The sequence below is a fragment of the Halobacteriovorax sp. RT-2-6 genome, from assembly GCF_047085025.1.
Taxonomy (GTDB): domain Bacteria; phylum Bdellovibrionota; class Bacteriovoracia; order Bacteriovoracales; family Bacteriovoracaceae; genus Halobacteriovorax_A.
In genome coordinates this window covers 240,443-262,064 of record NZ_JBKIYH010000003.1, presented here as the reverse complement: position 1 = coordinate 262,064, position 21,622 = coordinate 240,443, and the positions used below count along the sequence as shown (strand labels likewise).

22 protein-coding genes are annotated in these 21,622 nt (G+C 33.7%); 1 reads left to right on the top strand and 21 read right to left on the bottom strand.

Going from position 1 to position 21,622, the window contains the following annotated elements; genetic code table 11:
• Positions 1–12 precede the first annotated feature (12 nt).
• From ACMAYS_RS15135 to ACMAYS_RS15105, 7 genes are all read right to left on the bottom strand, one after another.
• The gene (locus tag ACMAYS_RS15135) at positions 13–447 is read right to left on the bottom strand and encodes a hypothetical protein (RefSeq protein ID WP_103218463.1); all 435 of its coding nucleotides are present in this window, start codon (positions 445–447) and stop codon (positions 13–15) included.
• Complete coding sequence (gene pilO / locus ACMAYS_RS15130) at positions 444–1,100, bottom strand: type 4a pilus biogenesis protein PilO (RefSeq protein ID WP_103218464.1); 657 nt, start codon at positions 1,098–1,100, stop codon at positions 444–446. Before pilO ends, ACMAYS_RS15135 begins: the two co-directional genes overlap by 4 nt.
• On the bottom strand, positions 1,100–1,732 hold the full coding sequence (locus ACMAYS_RS15125; RefSeq protein WP_103218465.1) for a PilN domain-containing protein: 633 nt from the start codon (positions 1,730–1,732) through the stop codon (positions 1,100–1,102). Before ACMAYS_RS15125 ends, pilO begins: the two co-directional genes overlap by 1 nt.
• Positions 1,729–2,898 carry a type IV pilus assembly protein PilM gene (pilM, locus tag ACMAYS_RS15120; RefSeq protein ID WP_392993784.1) on the bottom strand — a complete coding sequence of 390 codons (1,170 nt, stop codon included), beginning with the start codon at positions 2,896–2,898 and terminating at the stop codon, positions 1,729–1,731. Before pilM ends, ACMAYS_RS15125 begins: the two co-directional genes overlap by 4 nt.
• A 63-nt stretch (positions 2,899–2,961) precedes the next feature.
• The gene (locus ACMAYS_RS15115; protein ID WP_412463556.1) at positions 2,962–3,735 is read right to left on the bottom strand and encodes a prepilin peptidase; all 774 of its coding nucleotides are present in this window, start codon (positions 3,733–3,735) and stop codon (positions 2,962–2,964) included.
• A complete protein-coding gene (locus tag ACMAYS_RS15110; protein WP_103218468.1) occupies positions 3,735–4,502 on the bottom strand; it encodes an ABC transporter permease in 768 nt (255 codons plus the stop codon). Before ACMAYS_RS15110 ends, ACMAYS_RS15115 begins: the two co-directional genes overlap by 1 nt.
• The gene (locus ACMAYS_RS15105) at positions 4,499–5,356 is read right to left on the bottom strand and encodes an ABC transporter ATP-binding protein (protein ID WP_158246906.1); all 858 of its coding nucleotides are present in this window, start codon (positions 5,354–5,356) and stop codon (positions 4,499–4,501) included. Before ACMAYS_RS15105 ends, ACMAYS_RS15110 begins: the two co-directional genes overlap by 4 nt.
• A 46-nt stretch (positions 5,357–5,402) precedes the next feature.
• On the opposite strand from ACMAYS_RS15105, the gene ACMAYS_RS15100 reads away from it, so the two are divergent.
• A complete protein-coding gene (locus ACMAYS_RS15100) occupies positions 5,403–6,062 on the top strand; it encodes a hypothetical protein (protein WP_412463555.1) in 660 nt (219 codons plus the stop codon).
• A gap of 36 nt (positions 6,063–6,098) precedes the next feature.
• Here the strand turns inward: ACMAYS_RS15100 and ACMAYS_RS15095 are convergent, their stop codons facing one another.
• The 14 genes from ACMAYS_RS15095 to ACMAYS_RS15030 all read right to left on the bottom strand — a co-directional run bounded on the left by ACMAYS_RS15095 (position 6,099) and on the right by ACMAYS_RS15030 (position 21,598).
• Positions 6,099–6,710, bottom strand: a complete 612-nt coding sequence (locus ACMAYS_RS15095; RefSeq protein WP_412463554.1) for a type IV pilin protein — start codon at positions 6,708–6,710, stop codon at positions 6,099–6,101.
• A 205-nt stretch (positions 6,711–6,915) separates the two neighbouring features.
• Positions 6,916–8,130: a type II secretion system F family protein gene (locus tag ACMAYS_RS15090; protein WP_103218472.1), complete on the bottom strand. Its 1,215-nt coding sequence runs from the start codon at positions 8,128–8,130 to the stop codon at positions 6,916–6,918.
• Between the two features lie 8 nt (positions 8,131–8,138).
• Positions 8,139–9,278 carry a type IV pilus twitching motility protein PilT gene (locus ACMAYS_RS15085; RefSeq protein WP_392993792.1) on the bottom strand — a complete coding sequence of 380 codons (1,140 nt, stop codon included), beginning with the start codon at positions 9,276–9,278 and terminating at the stop codon, positions 8,139–8,141.
• 21 nt (positions 9,279–9,299) lie between these two features.
• A complete protein-coding gene (locus ACMAYS_RS15080; protein ID WP_412463553.1) occupies positions 9,300–10,976 on the bottom strand; it encodes a GspE/PulE family protein in 1,677 nt (558 codons plus the stop codon).
• Between the two features lie 75 nt (positions 10,977–11,051).
• Positions 11,052–11,732: a hypothetical protein gene (locus ACMAYS_RS15075; RefSeq protein ID WP_412463552.1), complete on the bottom strand. Its 681-nt coding sequence runs from the start codon at positions 11,730–11,732 to the stop codon at positions 11,052–11,054.
• A complete protein-coding gene (locus ACMAYS_RS15070) occupies positions 11,725–12,645 on the bottom strand; it encodes a bifunctional riboflavin kinase/FAD synthetase (protein ID WP_103218475.1) in 921 nt (306 codons plus the stop codon). The genes ACMAYS_RS15075 and ACMAYS_RS15070 overlap by 8 nt, the downstream gene beginning before the upstream one ends.
• Positions 12,632–14,290 carry a BatD family protein gene (locus tag ACMAYS_RS15065; RefSeq protein WP_412463551.1) on the bottom strand — a complete coding sequence of 553 codons (1,659 nt, stop codon included), beginning with the start codon at positions 14,288–14,290 and terminating at the stop codon, positions 12,632–12,634. Before ACMAYS_RS15065 ends, ACMAYS_RS15070 begins: the two co-directional genes overlap by 14 nt.
• Positions 14,290–15,951 (bottom strand): vWA domain-containing protein, encoded by a 1,662-nt coding sequence (locus tag ACMAYS_RS15060; RefSeq protein ID WP_412463550.1) that lies wholly within the window; start codon positions 15,949–15,951, stop codon positions 14,290–14,292. Before ACMAYS_RS15060 ends, ACMAYS_RS15065 begins: the two co-directional genes overlap by 1 nt.
• A gap of 146 nt (positions 15,952–16,097) precedes the next feature.
• Positions 16,098–16,916: a VWA domain-containing protein gene (locus ACMAYS_RS15055; RefSeq protein WP_158246908.1), complete on the bottom strand. Its 819-nt coding sequence runs from the start codon at positions 16,914–16,916 to the stop codon at positions 16,098–16,100.
• A 160-nt stretch (positions 16,917–17,076) separates the two neighbouring features.
• Positions 17,077–17,859, bottom strand: a complete 783-nt coding sequence (locus ACMAYS_RS15050) for a hypothetical protein (protein ID WP_103218479.1) — start codon at positions 17,857–17,859, stop codon at positions 17,077–17,079.
• Positions 17,859–18,704 carry a DUF58 domain-containing protein gene (locus ACMAYS_RS15045; protein ID WP_103218480.1) on the bottom strand — a complete coding sequence of 282 codons (846 nt, stop codon included), beginning with the start codon at positions 18,702–18,704 and terminating at the stop codon, positions 17,859–17,861. The genes ACMAYS_RS15050 and ACMAYS_RS15045 overlap by 1 nt, the downstream gene beginning before the upstream one ends.
• 1 nt (position 18,705) lies before the next feature.
• Positions 18,706–19,653: an AAA family ATPase gene (locus ACMAYS_RS15040; RefSeq protein WP_103218481.1), complete on the bottom strand. Its 948-nt coding sequence runs from the start codon at positions 19,651–19,653 to the stop codon at positions 18,706–18,708.
• Positions 19,646–20,818 (bottom strand): class I SAM-dependent rRNA methyltransferase, encoded by a 1,173-nt coding sequence (locus ACMAYS_RS15035; protein WP_392993803.1) that lies wholly within the window; start codon positions 20,816–20,818, stop codon positions 19,646–19,648. The genes ACMAYS_RS15040 and ACMAYS_RS15035 overlap by 8 nt, the downstream gene beginning before the upstream one ends.
• Positions 20,819–21,598 carry a hypothetical protein gene (locus ACMAYS_RS15030; RefSeq protein ID WP_412463549.1) on the bottom strand — a complete coding sequence of 260 codons (780 nt, stop codon included), beginning with the start codon at positions 21,596–21,598 and terminating at the stop codon, positions 20,819–20,821.
• Between the last annotated feature and the right edge of the window lie 24 nt (positions 21,599–21,622).

Below are 21,622 nucleotides of genomic sequence, written 5' to 3'. Positions count from 1 at the left end.
AAGTATTATGAACTACTCTGATAAAGGAAGTATTGTTTCCAAGTACTCTTCTTCATCGTATACATTAATAATTTTCTCAACTAATACTACCCCACCAGGTAGAATTGCTTTAACCTCAACTTGATCTGGGCCGATTTTCATACCTTCTTTTATGATTACAGCTTGAGATAATCCTTCTTCTTCAACTTGTTTTATAATCGCTCGTGGATCTTTACCTAAAAAGATACCTGTAACTCTTAATCGATCAATACGAAGATGATCTGTCGTAAGCTTATTAGAGAAACCAGTAAACTTTTCTCTTCTCGCTTTTTTGTTTCCCATTTTTTTCTTATATTTAACTTTAAACGGGTCTCTAATATTTCTTCCGGAACCTAGTTCAACAGGCGCTTGTCCTATTGCTAAGAAACAAAATAAGCATGCTAATATTAATTTGCTCTGATTTTTCAATTCTTATTCCTAGTTCTTTTCTTTCTCGCAGGTTTTTTAGATTGTTCTTGTTTAAGTTTCTGCTCAATTTCTTCAATACCACGCTTTTCTCTATGGTTTTGATTATAAATATAACTCTCAATCGTAGCGTATAGATTAATTATTTCGTAACGAGACTTATTTGTTTTTGTAATTTTACTTAAATTAATATCTCTAACATTTAAAATTCTTTCTTGTTTAGAAATGTTTTCTAGTAAAAGTAAGAATTGTAGATATGTCCCTTTCCCTGAAAATGTATAATATTTCGTAATATAGAATCCATTTTCTTCTTGTCCGCTTGGATTAATTTGTACATCTTTGATCTTTAAGCTTTCCCCGAGCTTTTTGATTAAGTTAATACTTTCATTATCACTAATATCTTTAGGTAGACGTCTTTGTGTCTCTTCAAGTTTTTGAGCAACTATTTCAATCTCTTCTTTCTTTTGCTCAACGTCTCTTTCGTAATCCTTAAGTTTTTTTAATTCTTTTTTCTTCTTACTAATTCTACCGTTTACAATATTAACTTCTTCTTGAAGACTTGCTCTTTCAATTTCAACTTCGTTGTACGCTTCATAAGCCTGGAATGCGCCCCAAACGATTAAGATTAAATATAGCTTATTAATTAGAGATAGCATTACTCAAGATCTCCATATGATTGGATTTTCCCTTCAATTGAAAAACTTTGTAATGTAACACTTTCACCGTAAAGCTGATCTGAAGTTTCTTTAAGTTCTTTCATACCAAATGTTTCAGAAGAGTAGCCATTTCTTGGTATGAAATACTCAAGTTCTTTAACGTTGTTAATAAAGTCCCCGACCGATGAAAAAGATATTGATTCCCCATCAATCTTGATAACTTTTTTGTCGTCAATTGTTAGAGAGTTAAACCAAATATCATCATTCAATGATCCCGAAAGTCCTCTTAGTACTTTATATGGGTTAGATTTATTAGACATAACTTGCGCTACAAGTGCTTCTCTACTTTTTAACTCTTCAATTCTTTTTGTAAAAGCATCCATAACTTCAGTTAAAGAACCAAATGAATCAACTTCTTTTTTTAGTCTGTTAAAGACTGCCTTTTGCTGAACAATCTCATCACGTACATCTTGATTTTTATTTTTAAAACCTGGAATTAGAACAGATGTAAGTCCGTAATAAACAGCATAACCAATAAGAAGCGATTTCTTATTTACCTTATTAAAATCAACACCAAGAATTACTGGTAGCTCTAAAGGTTTCTTTTTTTCTAATAAGTTTATTTCTATCATTTTGGAAACTCCCTAAGGGCCAATCCAAATGAAACAACACCTTCGTGGGCCATATCATTTAATTCATCATCATCGAAATCATTTTCATTAAATTCGATTTCATTAAATGGATTCAATACATTAACATCAACACCAAAAGATGATCGGATTTCCTCAAGTAAATTAGGTAATCGCACTGAACCGCCAGTTACTGTAATATTCTTTAAAGAATCATCAGAAGTTGCATTAATATAAAAGTCATGAGCTTTTTTTAGTTCGTTAACAAGAGTTCCATTAATCTCATTAATAATCATTAACACATCATCAGGAACACCTTCACCAGATGACATCTTCTTTAAGTCTTCCGCTTCTTGAAATGTTACCCCTAATTGTCTCTGAATCTCTTCTGTAATACTCGCGCCACCAATAATGATTTCTTTAACAAAGACTGGAATACCTTTTTTAAGGACGATAAAAACAGTTGCCTGAGAACCAATATCAATTAGCAATGTCGATGGAATTAGAATTTTATTTATATCTGTACTTGAAGTATTTTCAAATATTTCATCTTCTGACTCATCATCAATATCTGATGATAAATCCTCTTCAGAAGCTAGCTCGTAGATATTAGTAATCGCAATAGAGCACAAATCAACGACTTTTACGATCTTACCTAAGGATTCAATTATTGTTTTGAATGATTCAAGGACATCTTTCTTTACCGCACAAACAATAACATCAAGACCACCACCCATGTTTTCACCGATGACATACCAATCGATATTACAGTCCTCAACCGGAAATGGGAGGTATTGCTCTGCTTCCCAAATTACTTGATCTTCAAGTTCTTCATCATCTCCACCAGCCAATTGTAATTTTTTAATTACTGTATTAGGCCCAGATAGACCAAGGCAAATATAGGGCTCTGTGACTTTCGCTTCTTTAAAAGCTTCTTTTAAAGCTTCTTTTAGAGCTTCTTCATCTTGAATTTCATCTTCTATGATTGCAGCTTCCGGAAGTGGAACAGATGCATACTTAACTAATTTATAAGTATCATTCTTAGTAACTATTTTAGAGACTTTTACTGAGCTTTGACCAATGTCAACACCAATAAGTTCTTTAGGAACTAAACCTAAAGCTTCCCTAATTTTAAATATAACATCCTGTATATCAATATTCTTCTTCATCCGTGACCTATCAAAGTATTATTTTATTATACTCTGCACAGTCCAGTCATTTCAAGAAGTTATTTAAAACAACAATGCGCCCAGCATCATTTTAAAGGTACTTGGAAAGTAGATTTGAATAACGGCCACAATAATAATAAATGGCCCAAATGCTATTGCCTGGTCTCTTTTAATAACTTTGAAAAGTAATAAAGGCATCATTAGCAAACTTCCTAGTATACATGAAAAGAGCATATTATGAATAATTCCTAATGGACCAAGATAAATTCCGAGAACACCAAACAGCTTTATATCACCTCCACCCAGGCCGATGACACCTTTAATTTTATAAAATAGGTAAGTAATTAAGTAAGGTACTAAAAATCCAACTAATCCACCTAGAACCCAGTGCTTCCAATTATAAAAAAATACGACATGGATAAAAAAGATTATTCCCAAATATACATTAATTACATCTGGTAATATTTGATGACGTACATCAATGACAAAATGAACAAGGAGGCAACAAGCAACAGTAAAAAAGAATAAATAAGAAGTTAATCCATGAAGACTTATTTCGCCTCCAAATAGAAATAACGATATAGTTGCCGTAAGTAACTCGATAACTGGATATTGAAAACTAATATTCGTCTTACAGTTAGCACACTTCCCTCTTAAGCCAATGAAGCTTAAAATTGGAATATTGTGAAACCACTTAAGTTGAAAGCCACATTTTGGACAACGTGAGCGATCGATAAAAAACTTTTCATTAGTAGGTAGTCTCAAAATGAGAACATTTAGAAAACTTCCTATCATTGCTCCAAAGATAAACGCATATATTTTAAATAGTAATATCATTAGCTAAGCTCTTTATTTTTGAATACGTATGCATTTATAAAAGAAAGCACTAAAATATAAGCAAGCCCATATAAATAACTATTCATGATATTTTGATTTGACACAAGATTTGAATTAAATACGAATGGCTTATAATTTAATAAGTTTAAATCTGGGAGTACTGCTTTATATATTCGCAGTATTAGTTCAAGTCCTTCTCTATCCTTTACAAAAGATAAACTTGAAATATGAGTTATTGCATGTCCAACAAAATAAATAACGACAGTATTGATAACACTTAGTGCACGTGAAGTTATTAAACTAAAGAAAAGCACAATCAAGAAAAGTAAAATTGACTCTAATATTCCTAGGAATAGTGAATTAATTATAACTCCATCAAGAGCACCACCACGTAATAAGTAAACTATTAACGAAGTTCCAAATATTACAAATGAGCTTAAAACAAGAATAGACGAGACTCCTAAGATTTTACCAAGTAAAAACTTAACTCTCGAAATAGGTCGAGACAAGGTTATATATATAGTTCGCGATTCAATTTCATCTGACAAAACATTTACACCAACAAAAATTGCAAGAATATTTGCTGCCAATGAAGCTCCCCCTAAACCAAAGTCTATTGAAATTCTTAAAACGTTTCCATAAGAGAATTCTGAAGTTATATAACTTAAAGTTAAGATAAAAAGAGCAATCCAAAAAGTAAGATAGAGCACTCTACTCTTAACAATATCTTTAAATGTAAACTTTGCGATTGTTAATATATTCTTCATTTGTTTAACCGATACACTATTTCTTCTAACGACGAGCTTTCTCTATTTAGTTTTAAAACATTTGATCCAGCTTCAATTAATTCTAAGATTTTTTGATCTTTCAGATCTTCATCTACCACTAATTCATGATCCTTATCTCCATCATTGTACTTAATGATAAATTTATTACTTGTATTTTGTGATACTAATTCTTTAATCGTCCCGTTATAAATGATCTTACCACTCTCTAGAACAACAACATCGTGGCAAACTTCTTCGACATCATTCACAATATGTGAAGAAAAGAATACACCAACACCCTCTTCATTAACCTCTTTAATAACGTCTTTAAATTCTTTACGTCCGATTGGATCTAAGCCTGAAAGTGGCTCATCTAATATAATAAGTCTTGGATTATGTAAAAGTACTGAGACAAAACCTAGTCGTTGTAACATCCCTTTAGAATAGCCTTTAATCTTCCTGTCTAAAGCGAATTTAATCTCTAACTTAGTCGCCCATTTTTCAATATTTTTCTCAATCTCTTCGTTCTCAATTTCTTGTAGTTCTCCACAATAGGTTAAGAACTCATAACCTGTTAAATTCTGATAATAGTATGGTCGCTCTGGCATATAACCAATTAACTTTCTTACCTCATCTTCAGTCCAATCAATATTCAAGATTTTAACCGAACCAGTGTTCGGCTTAATGAATCCAAGAATAATTTTGATTAGAGTTGTTTTTCCTGCACCATTAGCACCAAGAAAACCAACGATTCGTCCAGCATTCAGTTCAAAAGTTACATCTTGTAATGCTAAAAAATCTTTATTCCAAAAATCTTTCTTAAATGATTTTGATATATTTTCACAAATTAACATAGAAGCCTTTTTATTTTTTTTAATATTAGTATAATCAGATATGCTCATGAAGAAAACACAACTTACAAATAAATTGATTCCTTTGATCCTATTCATACTTTTAATAGGTATTAACTATAATCTCTCATTTAAAAAACCAGTTAATCCTGAGTTATTTACTACTTTAAATAGTGATTTTATAAAAATTGTTTCATTTGGAAACTACCGTTTTATTTCAAGCTACTATTGGACAAAAACGCTTCTTGACGCTGATATTCAACACGTAAAGAACCAAGAGAAGTCATGGCTATATTATAGGTTTAAACTAATTGCTGATTTAGATAGAGAGTTTTACGAAAATTATCTTCATGGTGGTATCTACTTATCAATCATTAAAGATGATATTTTGGGAGCGGAGATAATATTCAATAGAGGTTTAGAGGTTTTTCCTAACGATTACAGACTTATGTACAATGCCGCCTTTAACTATCACTTTCAACTCAAAGATTACGACAATTCCCTATTAATGTATCAAAAGATTCAAAAGACACCTTATGCTGTAAACTTTGTAATTCTCCCAAGATTAATTGAAGAGGCTAAGAATAAACGTAAGTCTAAACAGTCTCACCTCCAACTCCTTCAATTACAATTGAATAGAACTAAAGATATAAAAGAACGAGAAGTTTTAATTAAGAAAATAGAAGAAATAAAAAAGGCCTCAAATTAATGAGGCCTTCTATTTTCAAGATTATTAAATTAAAGATTAGTAACCTTTATTAATCTCTCTAAGTACTTTGTCTTGGTCAATTGCCCATTTACTAGCTTTAGCAGTTGTAATGTTATCTGTATCAATATAGCCAATTGCTCCAGCTACAAAGTAACCACCTTGAGCATCAACACCTGGAGCAGTTTGTGAACCATTCCCCATGTTTGAAACAGCGATCGTAGAAATGTTAGCAACAGTTGTTCTCTGTCCACCAACCTTCTTAAATGCAGGTGCCCCAAATTCGATATTCTGACAAGTTCCGCCGTTATCTCTAACAATTTGGTTTGGTGTCGAGTTAGCAGCACTAAATCCGATTGAATAATAGTTACTTCCACTAGTTGGAGTAGATGAATCCCATGCACCATTTGGAGATACATAACCAGCATCACCTAAACATGTACCGAAGGCATCATAATCAGTTTGGATAGCTGTCATCGCTGAGTAAATTGAAGCTAGCTGAAGTTTCGCTTCAGAAGTTTTCGTTTTCGCTTGATACTTTTTAAAGTTTGGAATTGCTACCGCAGATAGAATCCCGATGATGGCAACAACGACCATCAACTCAACTAGGGTAAACCCTTTTGAGTTTTTCAACTCGTTCGTAAATTTCATGTCTTTTCTCCTCGTTAATCTAATTTAGATAGATTAATTTAAATAACTTTAAGAACTTAGCTAAAATTAAGATTTAACCAGCCCTATAACTACTTTACGGCATATTTAAGTTAAAAATTAAATCCCAATAATATCAATACCTTAACTTAAAACAATAAATAATTTTAACTACTTTTTTGCCTCTAATCTTTGTCAATTTAAGTATTTATGCCCCCGCTGACATGAACATTGGTAAGTAAATTGCTATAAGAACACCACCAATAATTCCACCAAGAACGACAAGAACTAAAGGTTCTAGCATTTTTGTTGCTGCAGTAATTGCATCATTAACTTCATCTTCAAAAACAACAGAGATCTTTGCCAGCATTTGATCAATGGCCCCTGTTGACTCACCAACCTTAATCATCTGAGCAACCATTTCTGGAAAGTAGTCAATCTTAGTTAATGGTTCAGTAAGAGTTTTACCTTCAATAACTTTCTTTCTTACTTCTTTGATATCACCAGAGATAACACTATTATCAATTGTTTCAACACAAATTTCTAAGGCATCGATGAGTGCTACACCTGAACCAAGCAGTGTTGAAAGAGTTCTTGAAAACTGTGCTAAACTCCCCTTAATAATAACAATACCAAAGCCTGGTACACTCATTGAAAACTTATCAAATACAATTTTTCCTTGAGGTGTTTTTATGAAGTAAGTTAGAAAAATTAATAAAGCTATTCCACCTAGGATCATCTTGCCAGAGTATTCACCAAAAAATTCTGAAGTATCAATTACAAATTGAGTAATCCAAGGGAGCTCTTGTCCAGTGTCCGCAAGCATTCCAGTAAACTGAGGCACAACATAAGTAATTAGTCCCCAAACTACTAAAGCACCAATACCTGAAACAATTAATGGATAACTCATAGCTGATTTAATTTGTTTTTTAATCTTCTCTTGCTTTTCTAAGTGCTCTGTTAGTTTAGAAAGAATCTCATCTAGAATCCCTCCAACCTCTCCGGCCTTAACAAGGTTACAGTAAAGGTTATCAAAGCCTTGTTGCTTACGCATACTTTCGGCTAGCGTATTACCTTCTGAAACATCAGTCGCAATATTTTTAACAGCATTCTTTAAAGAAGGATTTTTCTCTGATTTATAAATAATCTCAAGCGCCAAAATAATAGGTACACCTGCATTGATCATAATAGACAATTGCTTTGTAAAGTTCATAAGCTCGGCTGCACCGAAAGCAGAACCAATACCTTTTTCAATTAACCATGTGTTAATATCAAATTCTAAGATCGAAGGTGGAATAATTTTACGTACACGATTTCCTTGGGCGCGAAGTCTTTTCTTAGCGTCCTTCTCATCATTGGCCTGTATTTGACCGTTGGTCTTCTTTCCGTTTTTATCTAGTCCTTCCCATTTATAAATTGGCATATCTTACTCTATCTCTCCTTAAGACCTAGTTGCGGCCCAAGTTCTTCCGGATTCGTTGAATACGACATTGCTGTCTCTGCATCAATTGCCCCTGAATCAACATGTTTTTTAATTGACTGATTCATTGTCGTCATACCAGTCTTATCTTGACCAATCTGCATCTGAGAATAAATTTGATGCATCTTATCTTCACGAATTAGATTTCTAATTGCCGGTGTAGGTCTTAGAATTTCTAAACAAGCGACACGTCCTGGTTCATATGTCTTAGGTAAAAGCTGTTGTGAAACAACACCTTGTAAAACAAATGAAAGAAGCGTTCTAACTTGATCCTGTTGATCTGAAGGGAATACGTTAACGAGACGGTTAATTGTTTGCACACATGAGTTAGTGTGTAGTGTTCCAAAAACCAAGTGTCCTGTTTCCGCAATCGTTAGAGCGGCTTCAATTGTCTCAACGTCTCTCATCTCCCCGACAAGAACAATATCCGGATCTTGTCTTAAGAGACCTTTTAAAGCATTTTCAAATGAATGAGTATCTCGTCCAATTTCACGTTGGTTTACAATACTCGTTTTGTGAGGATGGACGAATTCAACAGGATCTTCCAGTGTCACAATATGCGCAGGCTCCATTTCATTTAATCGATTTATAAGAGCTGCAAGAGTCGTCGACTTACCAGAACCAGTAGGCCCAGTAACTAGAAATAAACCATTTGAAACATCAGTCATTTCCATTAAAACATTTGGTAAGTTAAGTGCTTTAAAGTCAGGAACAGCACTTGGAATCAAACGAAATACTGCCGCAACTCCACCTTTAGAATAAAAAATATTTGCTCTAAAACGTGCAAGGCCTTTTATCCCAAATGCAAGGTCTAGCTCTAAATTCTTTTCAAACTCATTCCTCTGTTCTTCAGAAAGAATTTGATAGATAAGTGATTTACTTGAGGATGCATCAAGGGCCGGTAGTTTAACTCTTACAATATCCCCGTTGACTCTCATTGCAGGAGCTGTACCAGGAGTTAAGTGCAAATCGGATCCACCATTATCAACCATCAGCTTAAATAACTGTTGAATCTTCAAAGACTCCGCACTCGTGATAGCACCTGTTTTTGTTTCGGTTTTAGTTTTTGTTTGCGTATTATCGCTACTCATCTATATCACCCATTTATATTTTTATAATTTATCAATACTTGAATTTTTAATTGCTTCCGCTAAAGTTGTGACACCCTCTGCAACCTTGGTTAATGCAGACATTCTTAGAGTTTTCATACCGTCAGCGATAGCCTGTTTTTTCAAATCATCAGAAGAACAATGCTTTAAAACGAGGTCCCTTGCAGCAGGAGTCATTTCTAGAACTTCATAGATTGCGACACGGCCCTTATATCCAGACCCATCACAAAACTCACAACCTGTACCATGATAGACTTTTAAGTTCTTTGCAGAATTAGGAGTAACTCCACATGCAACAATCTGATCAACAGTTACGCTTTCATCTATAGTCTTACAATTTTCACAAATCTTTCTACATAACCTTTGTGCAACAACAACATTCAACGCACCAGTTACAAGAAATGGTTCAATTCCCATATTTAACAATCGAGTTACCGTTGAAGGCGCATCATTGGTGTGAAGCGTAGAAAGAACCATGTGGCCAGTAAGAGCGGCCTCAATAGCAATCTCTCCAACTTCTTGATCTCTAATCTCCCCAACCATGATGATATCAGGGTCTTGTCTAAGAAAGGCCTTAAGGGCCCTTGCAAAGTCTAAACCAATATCTTTTCTAACGTTAACCTGATTGATACCTTCCAAGTTGAATTCACAAGGATCTTCTGCAGTGGAAATATTTTTTTCTATATTATTAAGTTCTGATAGTGCTGAATAAAGAGTCGTCGTTTTTCCAGACCCTGTTGGTCCAGTTACAAGACACATTCCATATGGCTGCTTAATCCCTTCTAAGAAAACTTCTAGCTGTTTCTTTTCAAAACCTAACTTAGTCATATCAAGCTGTAGATTTGATTGATCTAGCAGTCGCATTACAACCTTTTCTCCAAACAATGTTGGAAGTGTTGAAACACGGTAGTCAATTGGATTACCATCAATTTCAAGCTTAATACGCCCATCTTGTGGGATTCTTCTTTCAGAAATATCTAACTGTGAAAGAATTTTCATTCTAGAGACAAGTGGTAAAAGCATCGATTTTGGAGGTGCTGCATATTCATGTAAGGATCCATCTAAACGAAACCTAATTCTAAAATTATTTTCATAAGGTTCAACATGAATATCTGAAACCTTTTTAATATACGCTTCAGCGAGTACCTTATTTACGTAAGAAATAATATCTTCTCCGATATCTTCTTCTTTAACATTATCGTCACCAGTAGCTTGATCAGTTCTAACTTCTCTAACCGTCTCAAGTATTTCATCAATAGAGGCTTGAATATTTTGATATAAAGTTTTCCAAGCTGATAATGAAGTAAGAACAAACTCAACGTTTGATTGAATTTCTTTTTGAATCTCTGCTCTAATTTCCACAAGAGAGGGATCAAAGATTGCTAAAGATAAAGTACCGGACTGTCTTTTTAAAGGTACGATTCGAAATTTTGTTGCGACACCTTTTTTTACCAACTGAAGTGTAGAGCCAGGAACACGAGTTTCAGAGAGATCAACATATGTAAGCCCACTTAACTCTGCAATTGCTTTTGCAAATTTAATATCATCGAAGAAATTAAACTTTAACAAATCGAGTTCTGAAACAACACCTGGGTTTTTATTTGCGGCCAAAGGCACCAAATCTTTTCTTGGTACCATACCCGTTTTTGAAATGACTTCTAGAAATTCTTTTCTTATCACCTTACGTTATCCTAAGATTAGTTTCTTTAAATATTGAATACTTAGATACACTAACTATTTACTATTTATTTACTATTATAACGTAAAGTTCCAAAATTTTTTTGCTGCTACGGCTTGTAGGTAAAGAAGTTCACTTCCATCTATATAAGTGAGTTTATTGCTCAGAAAAGAGTGATGAAATGGATGGGAATAGTTCATATCCCAGAAAATAGACTTAGTTGATAACGATAAATTAAATTGAAATTGACGAGCACAACAGTTGATAATCAATAGATTATCTAGTTCTACATATTGTTCGTATTTAACTGCATTAAGGTCACCATCTTTTCGCCTAGAAAATTGATGATAGCTAATATTTAGCTCTTCAAATAAGACCTTAAACATATCCGTCATTGCGCCATCACCAAGCATGACGATATCTTTCTTATGATATGAATTATTTAATATGATCTCCTTGACCGCTAAGAAGTCCGTATTTGTGCCATAAAATTGTGTACCATCAAATTTAATACAATTTATCGCCCCTATTTTTCGAACACTCTCTTCTAGAATTACATCATTTAAAAAGTGTTTCTTGTATGGTGCTGTAATCGAAAGGCCTTGTAACGTTTTAAATATATCTTTAAGGCAAGGAATCTTATCTTCAGAAGAGACATCTAAAAGACTATATTCTACCTGACCACTATATAATTCATCATAGATTTGTGGTGACTTTGAGTGTTGAATATCTTTTCCCAGTAAACCAAGCTTAAGCATTAAAATATTCTCGAGTCTTTTCTACATCAAGCTTTATTTGTTCAATAAGCTCATTAACTGAAGAGAATTTTTTTTCATCTCTTAGCCTCTTTACAAAAGAAACTTCTAATTCATTTCCATAGATATCATTATCGAAATCTAAAATATGTGTTTCCACAAAAACGTTATTACCGTTAGTAAATGTAGGATTGTGGCCAATATTTGTCACAGAAAACCAAGTTGATTCACCAAATTTCGTTTTAGTTATATAAACACCATTTTTAGGATAGCGACGATAGCGATCAAGTGCTAAATTCGCAGTTGGAATTCCAATCTGACGACCTCGACCTGCTCCTTTGATTACTCGTCCGCGAATAAAGTATTCGCGCCCTAAATATTTAGCAACGCTTTCAACATCACCGACAGATAGTGCATCTCGTACGATCGTACTTGATACTTTATCCCCTTCAACATCGTAAGAGCATAGAACATTAACATCTGTTACTTTATCAGCACAAAATTTCTTAACAAACTCATGGTTCCCTTTTTTCTGAGCACCAAAGGCAAAATCATGTCCTAAGTATATTCTTTGTGGTTCAACGTGATTGAAAATATATTCGTTTAAAAAATCATCTGGTTCTTTCATTGAAAGATCTCGATTAAATTCAATTTCAAGAAGATAATCAATACTTAATTCAGATAGAAGTTCTCTTCTTTCCTCATAACTATTGATAAGATAGTGTTCTTTAGGGTTAAGAATTTCTACAGGATGCGGAGTGAAAGTGATAACAACGAGCTTTAAATTAGCTTCGCTACACTCACTATAAATTTGCTTAATAATTCTTTGATGTCCTCGATGTACACCATCAAAGTTTCCTATGGTTATCGCAAAGTTATCACATTCAATATCTTTTAAACTTTTAATTATTTTCATTATTTGCTCTAGCTAATTCTTGCCAATATTCTTTTTTATACTTAAGAGGTAACTTGGCTCCCTTGTATTCATTTTTTCCAGCATTATCAACCAAGTCATTAAAGTACTTTCGTGCCTCAGGAGAGACTCTCATCCCCTTAATACGATCATTTAAACTATCACCATGCACATCTGGTGTAAATGTCGTGATATGGTGAAAAATATTAGAATAGTTAAATTCTCTTTTAAGATTCTTAAATGGGTCTCTATCAAAGAAGCGAATGTAAGGAAATGCTGTTAGTGCAATTACAAAAGCGGCGATCCCGATTAAAGAGTAATTAATAATGTCCCACAAATTCCTTTTCTTAGAATTCGTAAAAACAGGGGCCATAATATTTCCAGAAACAACAGTCTTCACTTCGGCAGGAGCTGTCTGCTGAACTTTCTTAACAACGTCTTTAGTCTCATCAGAAGCTATATTTGAAGCCGCAGAACCGGAACCTATGATAATCAATGGATCAATTGTTAATTCTGTCGTTTCAAAATTCCCTGTTAGTGGGTTAAATGTAGATAGTTCTATTTTCCTTTCCGATACGAACTCTGCCCTCTTCGCTAGAAACGTATAATCAAAAACTTTATTTTTAACTAAAGCTGTTTGTTCAATCATTTCTGCTCTTGTTTCGAAAACTTCAAACGCATCTGATGTTATCAAGCGAGGAGCATCAAACTTCTCTAAAGCGCCATCACCACGAATTTCTAAACGTGCCTCAAGTACGTCATTTACGACAATCTTACTTTTATTCAGGCTTAGGTTGAAAGTATGTTTACCAACTAGACCAGTAAATGATTTAGGCATATTTTCAACAGGTATAGGCAATGCCTTAATCTTAACTCGATCACTCCTTAACACTTTAGTTTTTTCGGAACCAGTACTAAAGGTAAAGGACATACCAAAGGCATTCCCACGTCTACTTGTATAATCGGGATGTTGAAAACGTATTTCAACTGGATCTATCGATAAGTCACCTGCTTTTTCAGGATACAGTACACTTTTATACAAAGCGGCTCGTTTATAAATTTCTCCCTGAATACTTACACTTTCAACCGAAGATCTTGGTAATTCAAATCTTTTTAAAAAGTTCTTTTGAACAGGGAATTTTACAAATTCAGGATTTGAAATCTGCCCTTTAAAGTAAATGTAATAAACCAAGTCGATCTTTTCACCTACATATGCCTGTGTCTTATCAACTTCAGCACGTACAAAATAATCTTGCAACCTTGCTCTTTGACTAAGAACTCTAACAGTTAATGATCTGTGTTTCACAACTTGGGCACCGAAATCAACTTTAATATCTCTAATAACTGCAGAACCTGTTTTAATGGCCCTCAGCTCATAAACATAGTTATAAACTTTCTTTTGAACCATCTTACCGCCAGCAAAGTAACCCTTTATCATAAGACGGCTTGCATCGTTCGTATTATCAGATACGATTTCAGCATTATTCAATTTGAAATTAACATATGGTTCAGTCTCTCCTTGATATTCAAAATTTATTATCAACTTAAAAGAGTCTTCTAACGATACTTCTGATGAACTTACCTTAGCTGTTATCGTTTGTGCTAGCGAAGAAAATGTTAACAAAAATAAAACTATATACTTAAACATTACCAATCCTTACGATTATTACCATCTGAGGTTGAATCAAAAAGTTTCTTTTGCAACTGAGAGTCATCATTCATGATTTGTTTGAAGACACCATTTGCCTTTCTCATACGCTTCTTTTTCTTAGCTTGATCTTCAAGTTCTTTCCATTGTTGCTGCTGAGTTTTTTGTTTCTTCTTCTCATTTTTATTTTGATCACCTTCAGACTGTTGTTTATCTTTATTTTTATCTGAAGAATCTGATTTCTTATTGTCCTTATTATTTTTAGAGTCCTTTCCTTTTTGACCCTTGTCTTTTTGATCTTTATTGTCTTGTTGACCTTCTTTTTTCTGTTGGTCATCATTATTATCTTTATTCTCGTTATTTTCCTGATTATCCTTATTTTCTTTATCTTTCTTTTCTTGTTGCTTCTTTTTTTCTTCTTCTTTCTTCTTCTGCTTGTCTTGTTTTTGCTTTTGTAGGGCAAACTTAATTTGCTCCTTAATGACTTGCTCTAATTCTTTATTGTCTGAGTTCTTCTCCAATATGTACTTATACAAATTAATAGAGTCTACGAACTGATTATCTTTCAAAAGTGCAGTTGCATAATTAAATAGATCTGCCGGTGCTTCATCTTCATAATTTTTTAATGTTTCATTATAAATTTCTGCAGCTTGCTTTTGCCCCTCTTTTTGCCTAAGAAAAAGCTCGGCCAGTTTCAACTTCTCTTCTTTAGAAATTTTACCGGCCCTCATTTTATCTACAAGTTCCTGCTGTAAGGGATCAACTGGAGTTTCTTCATCGTCCTGAGCAAAAGTATTAACTTCAGGCAAAATAAAAAGACACATAAGTAAAACTAAGACAGCTGGTTTAAAAGTTCTAAAGCGCCCAAGCAATACAGAAAACACATACAACAAGATACTTGAAACAATAAGCCAATATCCTAAAACCGGCCTAGACCTCAAAGTTCCTTTTGTAAAAGAATTTAAATGTACATCCTTAAAGAAAGCCAATATTTCTTGCGTCGGTAAACTATATGATTCAACAAACCATACTTTTGCATATTTTGACTTACCGACTAAATCTTCAAAAAATTGCTTATTCATTTTTGATATAATTTCAACACCATTAAACTTTTTATATCCGAAGAAGTTTCCACGTTTTCCACGCATTGGAATTTTTCCACCTTCTTCAGTTCCTACGCCAATAATAGCAAGGCTGATTTCGTCTGGTATTTCAACATCAACACTTCCATGCTCTTCACCATCAGTGATTAAGAGGATATTTCCTTTAGAAAAACCTTCACTCGTTTTAAAAAACTGAAAAGCTTCTTTAAGAGCAAGACTCACATTAGATCCACCTTCTGGTGTTGCGCTCAGCATACTTCCTAGACGTGACTCTAAAATATCAACATCATCAGTAAAGGGTACAATTTTTCTTTGTATGTCAGAAAAGACACTTAATGCAATCTGGTGCCCATATGCATTTTTCACAAGATGTTTAGCAATAATTGCAGCTTTAGCTATACGATTAGGTCTGATATCTTCAACTAACATACTTTGCGAGTTATCAATTAGAATAAGTGTACGTTGATTAGGTATATTAGATTCAACAAGTTCCTCCGGCCCTCTTAAGTCACCTAAAGATAGGGCAAAACCTAAAAATGCTAACGCGTATAAGAACATAGATAGCTTGGAAATAAAACGCGAATCAAAATTCCATACTTGTTTAACAATCTTGAAAAATTTCTTTCTTAATAAGGTAAGAAAAAATATAAATATAGCGACTACTATAATAGATATAATCAATAGCTTTGTATTAACAAAATCCATTATGCTACTTCCCTTAAATATAATCTACGAGTACTTTCAATTAATATCAAAAGTAAAACGCCAGCAAGTAAGAACTTGTAATAGTCCTCTTGATAAATAATTCGCCCTTTAATTTCTAGGCCCTTTCTTTCCAATTTATTAATTTCAGAAAGTACCTCATTCAAAGATTCATTATCAGAGGCAACAAAATCTTTTCCACCAGACATCTCAGCTATTTTTTGCAAAGTTTCAAAGTCCATACTTTGACCAGGCATATTTTGATATCTCATTCTACCAAATGCATCACGCCCAACTGGTAGTTTAGCATCAGGATCACCACCAATACCAATTGTGTATATTTTAATGCCAAGCTCTTTAGCTTTTTCTGCTGCCTGCATCGGTGACATTAATCCGGCATTGGCACTACCATCAGTTAGTAAAATTATAGATTTGTTTTCAGCAACACTAGTTTCAGATCGTGCTAGTGCAAGCCCTAAGGCATCCCCAATATTTGTGCCTGAGCCTAGAAAACCAATATTAATTTGTTCTACCGATTGTTCGACTAATTTCAAATCAGTAGTCACAGGAATTAGTGTAAAAACTTTATCTCCAAACATAATAATACCGATGCGATCAACAGGAGATAGTTCAATGAACTTTCTTATTTGCCCTTTTGCCGCTTCCAAGCGGTTTGGCGGAAAGTCCTCTGCCAACATAGATCTAGAGACGTCGACTACAAAATAAATGTCATTAATCTCTTTCTTCACATTGCTTTTACCCATTGGAGTTTTTGGGCCCATTAATGAAAAGCTTATTAATGCCCAAGCACCGATGGCCATTAGAAACAGCAACCCTCTTAGAAATGACGGCCTTTTCTTTAAGCTATATTTAGGAGGTAAGATAAGTTCACCTTTTTTAAAAATGGCAAAAAAATCAGCGCACCAAAAAAGAAAGCCAATAACTCCAAAGATGAATAAGTACTTATTATGAAAGATATAGTTACTTAACAACGATATTCTCCTTTGCTTTTTCATGGAGAGCTACAATTGCTACATCATCTTCAGGTGTCCAAGCTCTTTTATATTGAACTTCATTTACTTTATTCAAATAATTTTTAAAGGCTTCGCGGTTTTCAAATAATTCAAAAAAAGAATCCTTCTCACTATATATAAGTTCATGCTTTTCACGTGTATCAGCACTTTTAAAAGTTAAAACTCTTTTTTGCCAATTTTGATGCTCTCTTCTTTTTTTTGAAAATTGTAGATAACCATATATGGCCAATCCAAGAACCATAAGAACGATAAGAAGATAAATTGAATAATCTAAAATCGATTTATTTTCGTTTAGCTTTTTGTTAAATACAAAAAAATCCTGTTGTTTAATTGTAGTATCTTGAAAACTAATGTCTGAAAATGTAACCCCTAGGGCCATTCCTCGATAATCCCAGATTTTTGGAAACGAATCTTTTGGTGTAGCAATAAGTACACCACTGGCTTCAATAATATAATATTCTGGATTAGCAGCTAGGAAATACTGTTTATTAACTTTTGATATTTTAATAATATCAGCAAAATCACGTGATAATAAATGAGCCTTTATATCTTCATCTACTATGTCATTTATTGGATAAATAGTTAGCTTAAAGTCTTTAATTTCACCAACACTCCAAACATTATTCTCACTATCAATACTTATCTCAATTTTGGTGTCTAAAGCTAAGGAGCTAAATGACATACAAATTAATAAAATTGAAAAGAATGCATAAAAGAAACGTGCTTTCACTACAACATCTCCTTAACAAAGTCTTCTAAATAGCGATCCCCTACATTTATATCTTTTAAACGAAATCCAAAATCTAAAACTTCCGCCTTTCCTTTTAATCTAGTATCAACCTTACCACTACCTTTACCAGCGATACGTCCAACAATAGAGAATCGAAACTCATTAGAAGTATCGAGGGGACAGAGCAAACGAAAAGCATGAACATGTTTACGTGCAGTTAGTCTCTTTAGGGTTTCTGGAGATAAGAATTCATAAAAGTCACTTAGAATAACGACTTCTCTTTTCTTATAAAATTCACGAACTAGTTCGGCATCAAATTTAGCGAAATTTCTTTCTTTTTGAGAAACCAGATATTCAACATCAATCTCTCCAGCTTGATTAATAACATTCGTTTTCCTCAAGGCGTCAACAAACGCAACGAGCCCTGCCTCTCCTCTCTTTTTTTGAACTCTTAAGACTCGATCATTCAAACAAATAATTGTTTCTATATAGTCATGTGTTTTTTCTGAGAGTAAATAAAGTAACGATATAATTTCAAAAGCTGCTGCAAGCTTAGACTTTCCGTTGTGTCCGATAACCATACCGGGACTACAATCTAAAAGAATTGTAATCTCAACATTTCTCTCTTCTTCAAAAGTCTTAATATATGGAGTATTTGTTTTTGCGACCATCTTCCAGTCAATAAAACGAACATCATCACCATGAACATACACCTGATGTTCCTTAAACTTTAATCCCGTTCCTCTGAAGTGAGATTTAAGCATACCAATAGAAAATGAGTTTGATCGTTTGAACAAACTATTTTTCATATTTTGAACAATTTGATGTACTTCAAGTGTCTTCATATTAAATCATTTTCTGAGCAATCTTAACTGCTAAGTCTCTCGGATTAATTCCATCAATGGATGCTTCATAAGTTAAAATAATTCTATGTCCTAACACTGAGGCAACGACTTTCATTACATCATCTGGTGTAACGAAATCACGCTGGGCCATAAAGGCATTAAAACGGCCTAGTTTCTGTAGCCAGATTGCAGCACGCGGAGAAGCTCCTGCTTGTACAAGTCCTTTAAAATCAGGAGAAAAATGCTTATCTCCAGGTCTCGTTGCTCTTACAATTTTAATAATTAAATCTTTCATCTTATCATCGACGTATACTTTATCGATCTCTTGGCGAATCGATAGGATATCGTCGGTTGAAAGAAAAGAGCCTAGGTCTTGCTTTACATTTTCTAAATCTAAAATAGATTTTTCCGCTTCGAAGTCAGGATAATTTACACTAACTTTCATCATAAAACGGTCTAACTGCGCTTCTGGAAGCGGATAAGTTCCTTCCTGCTCAATTGGGTTTTGTGTTGCTAGTACAACAAATGGGCTCGATAACTTATGAGTAGAGTCACCAATTGTAACTTGTTTTTCGGCCATGGCCTCAAGTAAAGCTGATTGTACCTTGGCAGGAGATCGATTGATCTCATCCGCAAGTAAAAGTTGTGTAAAGATTGGACCAAACTTTGTAGAAAACTCTTCCTTTTGTTGAGAGTAGACCATCGTTCCAACTAAGTCAGAGGGAAGTAGGTCAGGCGTAAACTGAACTCTTTTGAAAGTTAAGTCACATAGCTTACTCATTGTAGAAACAGATAAAGTTTTACCCAGTCCAGGCATCCCCTCAATTAAGAGATGTCCTTCGCAGACTAAAGCCGCAATGATACTATCAAGCATTTCATCTTGACCATAAACAATACGTTTGGCCCTATCTAAAACACTATTAACCTTCTGTCTTGAACTATCAGTCATTTCTTTCCACCTTATATGCTAAATATTTTATGTAATTTGATTTTGATTCTAATTTGCTAATTGGATGATCTAGTCCTTGTATTCCTGTGTCAATTAAGCGGATTGATAAATTATTCTTCTGCGCACTACGAGCTACACATTGATCTAGTTCATTCATTGAAATATTTTGAGTACAAGATGCAGCAGCGAGAATTCCACCTTTGTTTATCATTTTGAATATTTTTGTATATAATTTTTCATAGCCACTTATAGCAGCCTTTTTGTCTTTATAACTCTTACTAAAAGCAGGAGGGTCACAGACAATTACATCGTAACTTTTCCCTTCACTCACTTTTTCATCTAAGAACTTAAATACATCATTACGAGTAAAGTTTCCTCTGCCACTGAAATTATTAATTTCAAGATGATTATGTACAACTTCACTCATATTAGCTTGGTCAACAAACTCAACATTTTCAACACCAGCTCTGAGAAGGTGTAATCCCCATGATCCCACATAGGTAAAGAGGTCTAAACCAGTCTTATAATTCTGTCCTGTTCTTTTAATTAGATCTTCAAATTTTCTTCTATTTTCTCGGTGGTCGTAATAATAACCAACCTTCTGCATTAGATCTTTCTTGATTTGATATTGAAATTCTGTTTCTTCAATTTTAATAACATCTGGTAATTCATCACTTTCAAAAACAGGAAGCTCTTCAATATCTCTATATTTCTTATTATCAAGAAGAATCACTTCTTTATCTACTAAGCTTTGGATATGTGATTTTATCTCGTTACGAAAGCCATCCATTCCAGCTGTATTGATTTGTAGAATTGCACAGTTCTGATATCCATCAAGAATAAGTCCAGGCAGTCCATCCTCATCTCCATAAATTAACCTAGCATTTTTACCATAACCAATTTCATTTCGATAACGAATCGCCTTTTCAATTGTTTTAGAGATGTAATCCCATGGCCCTAAAGTTGAATTCAAGACAACGACATTCTTTTTTCTTGTCGAGTTTGGATTCACAAAGCCAATATACTTATTTTTCAAATGATTGAAACTACACCATTCCCCCGGACGAAAAGAGCGTAGAGAATCCTCAATATCAATTTCAGATAAATGGATAACTTTACTTTCAAAGTAAAGTCTAACTTTTTTATTAATTTCTATTTGTCTCATTTATAGGCCTATAATCTTTTTGGCTTGCCCAGTATTAATTTGATAATTTTGAATCTTCAAATCTAACTTACCTAGCTCAACCTTTTTATCGCCAGCTATGGCATACGATACTGCTTCGATATTACTTGGTAATCCGAAAGTACCAAATTTTTCATATTCAATTTCAATTTCTTTGAGAATTGAAGAAGCACCTCTTCCTTCAGAAATTGATATCTGTGAAATAACACTTTTCCCTTTTGCCCATGATTTTTTTGAATATGAAAAAGAAGTTTTTGTATGCAACTGTGGACTACTTGATTCAATCTCTTTAATTTGTCCACTTGAATACAATTCAATACTCAAATCTAATAATTCTGCTTGATCCTTCACTCGTATGAATCGACTATTATTTTTAGGATCCTTCTTAAATGCACTCATTTCTAAAGGAGTCGTTAGATTTTTCGCTAAAACTAATTCTACGTAAGGTTTAACTTTTGCAATCAAAGTTTGCTTTAATAAATCAAAACCTTTTTCAGGTAACCCTTCAACTCTAATTCTAATATTGTTTGGATATACCCAATAAACACGATAGTAAACATCATCAGGCTCAAGGGCCGTATTTGCTCTTACATACTTTTCAAGATTAGGTTCTCGAATATCGAAAAATAAATCTTGAATCTCCCCTTCTAATGGAGTGTAGGTTCTTAATTTGTGATCATTAAAAATACTACTATTGTTAGAAAATACAGATGTGACAGAAAGTAATAAAACAACAATTAGGGATAAGTTAAATTTTAGCATAATATGTCCTTTTAACTTATTTTA